Annotated in this window: 5 protein-coding genes and 1 tRNA gene; 4 read left to right on the top strand and 2 right to left on the bottom strand. The window is 42.4% G+C overall.

From position 1 onward, the window contains the following. A partial coding sequence (locus tag BLV50_RS26900) for an IS3 family transposase (protein ID WP_143038128.1) occupies positions 1-570 on the top strand: 570 nt, incomplete at its 5' end. Positions 571-684: 114 nt separating this feature from the next. On the opposite strand, the gene BLV50_RS26895 is transcribed toward BLV50_RS26900, so the two are convergent. Beyond that, complete coding sequence (locus BLV50_RS26895; RefSeq protein WP_053784208.1) at positions 685-921, bottom strand: hypothetical protein; 237 nt, start codon at positions 919-921, stop codon at positions 685-687. Between the two features lie 207 nt (positions 922-1128). On the opposite strand from BLV50_RS26895, the gene BLV50_RS26890 reads away from it, so the two are divergent. The 3 genes from BLV50_RS26890 to BLV50_RS26880 all read left to right on the top strand — a co-directional run bounded on the left by BLV50_RS26890 (position 1129) and on the right by BLV50_RS26880 (position 5100). Then, positions 1129-1578 (top strand): general stress protein, encoded by a 450-nt coding sequence (locus BLV50_RS26890; RefSeq protein ID WP_090810802.1) that lies wholly within the window; start codon positions 1129-1131, stop codon positions 1576-1578. Between the two features lie 236 nt (positions 1579-1814). After that, a tRNA-Leu gene (locus BLV50_RS26885) sits at positions 1815-1900 on the top strand. Positions 1901-2178: 278 nt separating this feature from the next. Further along, on the top strand, positions 2179-5100 hold the full coding sequence (locus BLV50_RS26880; protein WP_090810800.1) for an insulinase family protein: 2922 nt from the start codon (positions 2179-2181) through the stop codon (positions 5098-5100). A 157-nt stretch (positions 5101-5257) separates the two neighbouring features. Here the strand turns inward: BLV50_RS26880 and BLV50_RS26875 are convergent, their stop codons facing one another. After that, positions 5258-5965 carry a helix-turn-helix domain-containing protein gene (locus BLV50_RS26875; protein ID WP_072735384.1) on the bottom strand — a complete coding sequence of 236 codons (708 nt, stop codon included), beginning with the start codon at positions 5963-5965 and terminating at the stop codon, positions 5258-5260. Positions 5966-6000 lie beyond the last annotated feature (35 nt).

Here is a 6000-nt window from a genome sequence, read left to right as displayed (position 1 = left end):
ATGAAAAAATATCGTTCCTATAAAGGAACAGTGGGTAACATTGCACCAAACGTACTGGATCGTAACTTTCAAGCAGAAAAACCAAATGAGAAATGGGTTACCGATATTACGGAATTTAAGTTGTTTGGAGAAAAGCTTTATTTATCACCTGTTCTGGACTTATTTAACGGTGAAATTATCACGTACACAGTAGGATCTCGCCCTACTTATTCATTAGTCTCCGACATGCTAAATAAAGCTTTTAAACGCTTATCCAACGAGGATGAGCTCCTCCTGCATTCGGATCAAGGCTGGCACTACCAGATGAAGCAGTATCAACATGCTTTGAAGGAACGGGCGATTATCCAGAGCATGTCACGCAAAGGAAATTGTTACGATAACGCAGTAATGGAGAACTTCTTTGGCATTATGAAGTCAGAATTTCTCTATCTTAATGAGTTTGAAAGTCTAGATGACTTCAAGCAAGAACTAGCACAATACATCGATTACTACAATCACAAACGCATTAAGTCAAAATTAAAAGGCATGAGCCCGGTACAATACCGAATTCATGCCATACAGGTTGCATAAAAATATTTGTCTAACTTTAAGGGGTCACTTCACGATACGTCTGGTTTTATTTTATGAAGGGCGAAATAAACACGTCTAGTTCACGTATAAATACATGAAGTACTTGTTCCCTGTTTACAGATCAGCCGTACACAACTGCATTCCACTTAAATGATGAGAGCGAATGCTTAACAGACGTGTGACTTGTTCTACTTCGTCGAATGGAATCCACAGGCTTCCGTGGACGGTCCGTAAGGAAAGAATGGAAGCGTCGGCTGTACGTTCCGGAAATCCAGTTACCGTTTGTCCACTTGTATTACGAACGATGATTTGTTGTTTGCGTCGAATGGCAATTTCTACCTCTTTTTTCATATGTCATTGCTCCTGGTTATGGAATAGTAATTCGATATGTCAATAATTTCAATGGTTAATTTGTCTTCTTTATCTAGTCTATCAGAACTAGGTATAGATTTCCAGATCAGAAATTAAATTTTACATAGGTGAAAGGACTTATTATGTGATATCCGTTTTTGAAGAAGCAACCAGGGTTATATAAGGGTAAAAGGAGGGGGAAGTATAATGACACAATTGCTTATCGGACTCGTACGCACGGAGAATGAAGCCATTATCAAGTTAAATAAATTGAAAGAGGAAGGTATAGCAGATAAATATTTGGGTGCGGTAGCCAAAGAACAGGTTAATCTCGAAGTGGTAAGCGAGAAGACTGGTTTGCCTATGCCTCTGAAGGGCGCAGGAACAGACGGTGCACTAGGCGTGCTTAAAGGGGTGCTTGCTGGTCTGGGCAAGCGGATGGATCAGACGATGTCCATCGGAAAAGCGGTACGCAAACTTGCAGGCAACGAGATTGGAAATGAGACGGATGATCTGGTGCTTACCTTAACAGAAGCAGGGGTCTCTGAAGAAGATGCTAATTACTATGAAGATTGGCTGGTGCAGGGGCATATCCTGGTGGTTGTGGAATGCAGCGAGGAAGAGGCAGCCCGAATTGCACCTATTCTTCTTTTTTAGTTTAATTTAAGCCTGATTTTAGGTTTCTTTAATGTTGGGGAGGTATTCTTATTTCACACCTCCCTTAATATAGATGGTTTAAAGAAAGTTCGGGACCGCAACTCGAACTTTCTAGGCACTGCTCGCTAACGCTGGCAGTGCCTGTTTCATTTTTTTGGATAATTTTATATTAAGGTATTGCAAAGCTATAAATTTCATGGTAAGATATTTCTTGTCGCCAAGAAATACATACCCATGCCGGGGTGGCGGAATTGGCAGACGCACAGGACTTAAAATCCTGCGGTAGGTGACTACCGTACCGGTTCGATCCCGGTCCTCGGCATCTTAAGAAAAGATCGCATGACACTTGTTAAACAAGTTGTTCATGCGATTTTTTTTGTTTGGAAATTTTAATTTTTATGATTTTCTGCTGTACCATTCAGTTCATAAACATTAAAAAACGATAATACATATCAGATGACATCTGTGGTGCTGCCCGTTAGGAAGACATGCAACGATAGTGTATACTATCCGTAGGCATAAATTACCTTTAACTTTGAACTTGAAGAACTCAAGGTTGCATATCAAACTAAACAATTTTATGGACGGAGGACTCGACCCATGTTGAAACAGCTTAAGCCCTATAAGGTGCTGCAGGAACGCAGAATCGAAGAGTTGAAGTCAGATGCGTATCTCCTGGAACATCAGAAATCCGGAGCCAAAATTGTACTCTTATCTAATCAGGATGATAATAAAGTGTTCAGTATCGGTTTCCGTACTCCTCCGGAAGACAATACAGGTGTAGCTCACATTCTGGAACATTCCGTACTGTGTGGCTCCAAGAAATTTCCGGCCAAGGATTCCTTTGTTGAGTTGCTGAAGGGTTCTCTTAATACATTTCTGAATGCGATGACATATCCAGATAAAACGATCTATCCGATTGCAAGTCGGAATGATCATGACTTCCATAACCTGATGGATATTTATCTGGATGCGGTACTCCACACAAATATTTATAATAATGAAAAAATATTTCTACAGGAGGGTTGGAATTACAACCTGACCTCAGCTGAAGATGAGTTAACCTATAACGGCGTTGTATATAACGAGATGAAGGGTGCTTTTTCTTCACCGGAACGGATTGTACGCAGGGAAGTTCTGAATTCACTTTTCCCGGATACTACATATTCCTGTGAATCAGGCGGATTTCCCGATGCCATTCCCGATCTGACTTATCAAGGCTTGCTGGATTTCCACTCCAGATACTATCATCCGTCCAACAGCTTCATTTATTTGTATGGGGATATGGATATGGAAGAGAAATTGCAGTGGTTAGATGAGAACTATCTGAGTGAATATGATCGAATTGAGATTGATTCTGCCATTCAGCTTCAACCTGCATTCGGAGAAAGAGTGGACGCAGTCAAGACATATTCTGCCGGAAGTACCGAATCAGAAGTGGATAACAGCTTCTTGACCTATAATGCGGTCATTGGAACAAGTCTGGACAAGGAATTGAACATCTCGTTTCAAATTTTGCTGTATGCACTGCTTAACGCTCCAGGAGCGGTTCTGAAGCAGGCCTTGCTGGATAAGGGCATTGCAAAGGATGTATATGGTACGTATGATGACAGCCTGTATCAGCCTGTGTTCACCGTTGGATTGAAGAAGAGCAATCTGGCAAGCAAAGAAGATTTTCTGGGGACGGTAAAAGAGGTGCTTGAGCGTGTTGTGAAGGAAGGCTTTGATCCAAAAGCGCTGCTCGCAGGTATCAATTCCTATGAGTTCAACCACCGTGAAGCGGATTATGGAAGAATGCCCAAAGGATTAATCTACGGTTTCTCCTCATTGCAAAGCTGGCTGTATGATGTCGAAGCGCCATTTACTCATTTGGAAGCGAATGACGTATTCGCCGAGCTCAGAACGAAGATGACCGAGGGTTACTTTGAGAAGTTGATTGAGACGTATTTACTGCAAAATACACATACTTCTTTCGTTGCTGTCACGCCGGATAAAGGATTGAACGCACGCAAAGAGGAGGCGCTGAAAGCACATCTGAAATCAGTTCAGGCTGGACTGAGTCAGGAAGAGATTCAGCAACTCATTCAGAGAACCGAGGCTCTCGCCGAGTACCAGAATGCACCATCAACCAAGGAACAACAGCAGGTCATTCCGACGTTGTCGATAGAGGATATTGAACCGAAAGCATCGACGCTGTATCAGACGGTAAATCAGGTCGAAGGTACAACGGTACTGCACCATAATATCTATACGAATGGGATCGGTTATCTGAGACTGTTGTTCGATATTAAGGAAGTCCCACGGCGTTTGCTGCCGTATGTTGGATTGCTGAAAAGTGTGCTCGGTTACGTCGACACTCAGAATTTCTCATTTAATGAATTGTCGAATGAGATTCACATTCATTCCGGGGGAATTCATAGTGGCATCGGTACGTATGCGAACGCGCATGAGCACCGTGATTTCAAGGCTACGTATGAATTCAACGCCAAAGTACTCTATGACAAACTTGGATTTGCTTTTGACATGATCAAGGAAATTGTGTTTACGTCCAAATTTGATGATTCGAAGCGTTTATACGAAATTATTGCCCAGTTGAAAGGCAACTTGCAGCGCAATCTGATCAGCGGAGGGCATTCAGCGGGAATTGGCCGTTCGACCTCTAAACACTCGGCTGTCGCAGACTTCAGGGAAGCGGTTAGTGGCATCGCCTTTTACCAGTGGCTTGAGGAGCTTCAGGCGAACTTTGAGGCTAGAAAAGAAGAACTGTCGACCAGCCTTCAATCGTTGACTAGCTTTATTTTCAGACCGGAAAACTTGCTGGTGAGTTACACTGCGGATGATCAGGGATATGCAGGCTTGGAGAAACAGGTATCCGATTTGAAAGCGAAGCTGTTCACCCAAGATGTTGCCAAAGAAAAAGAGGCATTTACACCTGTACATCATAAAGAAGGATTCAGATCTCCATCTGAAGTCCAATATGTCGTTCAAACAGGTAATTTTATCGATAAAGGGTATTCGTATACCGGCTCGCTGCGTGTCTTGCAGGGGATTCTTTCTCTGGATTATTTGTGGAACAATATCAGGGCCAAAGGCGGAGCATACGGCTGCATGTCAGGCTTCAGACGTAATGGAGATAGCTATGTAGCATCGTACCGCGACCCGAATCTCGAAAAAACATACAAAGTTTATGAAGAGATGCCGCAATACCTGAAGGATTTCAAAGCAGATAAACGGGAAATGACAAGATATATCATTGGCGCCATCCAGGACCTCGATACACCAAGGACCCCTTATGGCGAAGGATCATTCTCTCTGGAATGTTATCTGTCTAATGTCACCGAAGCCGATCTTCAGAAAGAACGGGATGAAGTGCTAAGCACAACAGAAAGTGACATTATAGGTTTTGCCGAAGTGGTATCCGCTATATTGGAACAGCAGCAACGCTGTGTTATCGGTAATGAAAACAAGATTGAAGACCAGAAGCAATTATTTGACGAAACCCTTGATTTGATCAAGAATTAATCGAATAATATATCAAAGTCGAAGTGTGAAGTAATAAACATCTGATCCCAAAGGGCGCTTTTATGAGCTGTAATAGCTTATAACTGCCGCCCTTTTCTTGTTATATAGGGGTTATTTCCCAATCAATCAATCTGATCCATCAGCATCTGTTGAAAATTTAGGTGACGGCGAGCATATTATAGATCTTTAACGTACGCAGATCTTCTTTAGACATTTTTAGCTCGTTATATAACTCCTGATTCTCAGGCAAGGGTGTTCGAGAGAATAGCATTTTTAAAGCGATGGGCATAAAGGGACGGAAGGATACACCTGCCATCAAACCCCACTTTTTCTCGGATTCCTGAAAAGATGCCAAAATGTTAATATACAGATTCTCCAGCGGTGTAGCCTGATTTTTCAGAATCAGCGTGGTGAGTGTGTCGTAATGCTCGGTGTGGCCCCAATACATATTTTCGCATTCCTGATAATTCTCAAAATTCTTGACGTTCATATACATCACGGTTCGATAACGATTCGCGTCCGACTGTGCCATCATGTCAATGACACAACGAATGAGGCTGTTGTTGCGCCCGTCATAAAAATACGAATAAAACCGCGTGGAATTTTTGAAAAAGCTGGACGGTACCGTATTCATAAGAGGAGAGGCTTGCTTGGGTTCAATATACAGCAGCTGCTCCACCTGAATGTTCAATGAATCAGCAATTTGATGCAGCGTAACCACATCAAGTGTAATATCACCGCTCTCATATTTGGACAGAGTAGCTTTACTTTTGTGAATCTGATCCGCCAGCTGCTGGACCGTTAACCCTTTCCATTTGCGAAAATTACGGATTTTCTTGCCCACTTCTTTGTTGATGGTGTTCATATCGGATCTCCTTCTGTTAAGTTTCTTAAGAATAT

Source organism: Paenibacillus sp. 276b (assembly GCF_900107875.1).
GTDB classification, from domain to species: domain Bacteria; phylum Bacillota; class Bacilli; order Paenibacillales; family Paenibacillaceae; genus Paenibacillus; species Paenibacillus marchantiae.
The sequence above is the reverse complement of the archived record's forward strand: the minus strand, read 5'-3'. Positions and strand labels throughout refer to the sequence as shown.

What these genes read in the sequence shown, in the direction of transcription:
- BLV50_RS26895 (WP_053784208.1), bottom strand. Translation starts at nt 921, where the DNA reads ATGAAAAAAGAGGTAGAAATTGCCATTCGACGCAAACAACAAATCATC.
- BLV50_RS26890 (WP_090810802.1), top strand. Translation starts at nt 1,129, where the DNA reads ATGACACAATTGCTTATCGGACTCGTACGCACGGAGAATGAAGCCATT.
- BLV50_RS26880 (WP_090810800.1), top strand. Translation starts at nt 2,179, where the DNA reads ATGTTGAAACAGCTTAAGCCCTATAAGGTGCTGCAGGAACGCAGAATC.
- BLV50_RS26875 (WP_072735384.1), bottom strand. Translation starts at nt 5,965, where the DNA reads ATGAACACCATCAACAAAGAAGTGGGCAAGAAAATCCGTAATTTTCGC.